Genomic DNA, 1,062 nt, shown 5'->3' with positions numbered 1-1,062 from the left:
CAAGGCCTGCATAAGCGCCGCAGTAAAGGAGATAAATATTCCACTTCGAATATTGTCTTTATTGGTTCCCAAATAAGTCACAATAACAGCCTTGCCATGCCCGGGACCGATAGCATGAAAAATACCGTAAGCAAAACTCACGATCACTAGCATCATTCCATAGGAAGAGGCATTCGTCGCGACAGCGGTGATATGCTCCGTTAACAGAGAATGGAAATACTTCTGCCAAGTAACACTGTGAAGAACAAACTCATCCCACAAGGTGAATAAAGATACGATGAGAACCGCACAAAGTACTCCCGTCAAATACTTCCAGACCGAGAATCTACTTTGTGTAAGTCCTTTTATATTTTGATGATTCATAAAGATCTCACGAACAACTAACAATTTGGTTTGAAGAGACTCGATGATGGATATAGCTCCCCCACTCACCGAGCAAGATATGCTCATTGCATGTTAAGAGAATTGTGCCTTAACCGATAAAGTCGAGGGTCAACAACAAACGCTTTTCGTTTACTCCGACGTTTGGGGATCGATGAACTAAACCCGCGCCTTCGTTGCCAATCCACTTCTCTCCCTTAAGGAGCGCAACATCACCAACCGTCAAGGATCGAATATCTTGACGAGATGAGTAAATCCCAGACTCAGAATCTGAAAGGCCATTATTCCCTGCCCCAAGTTTTGAGCGATCAACATCGTCATGCTTAAGCCATTCAGTTGCGAGTCCCTGATAGGTAGTCACTAAACGACATGGCACTTTATCAGTATGAAAACGCGGACACATAGCGCGATCTAATTTGGTCAAACGCAAACCAACGCGTGTTTGCTCAAACAAGCAGCAAAATATATCAACGACGTGAGAAAGATCATCGACCAATGGCGCTACATTTTCGTAGTGATCGAGTTTCAAATTTAAGCGATCTTTTACGTTCTCTGGCGTCACATCATCTTCAACACGAATGAATTCAGCCTGATCAAGCAGAGATGCAATTGAATCACGTAATCCTGATGAGAGATCTCGTTTCCAGACGGCGATATTAACGTCGTCTTTGTAGATATCTG

The 1,062-nt window shown here is 43.4% G+C and carries 1 protein-coding gene and 1 pseudogene; both read right to left on the bottom strand.

Annotated elements, in window-relative coordinates; genetic code table 11:
- Positions 1 to 363 (bottom strand): annotated as a pseudogene (locus A3762_RS13475) (sodium:proton antiporter); the annotation flags it as partial.
- A gap of 109 nt (positions 364 to 472) precedes the next feature.
- Positions 473 to 1,062, bottom strand: a 590-nt coding sequence (locus tag A3762_RS13470; protein ID WP_068756072.1) for a DUF1826 domain-containing protein, incomplete at its 5' end; no start/stop codon positions are given.

The organism is Oleiphilus sp. HI0125 (assembly GCF_001635355.1).
The sequence above is the reverse complement of the archived record's forward strand: the minus strand, read 5'-3'. Positions and strand labels throughout refer to the sequence as shown.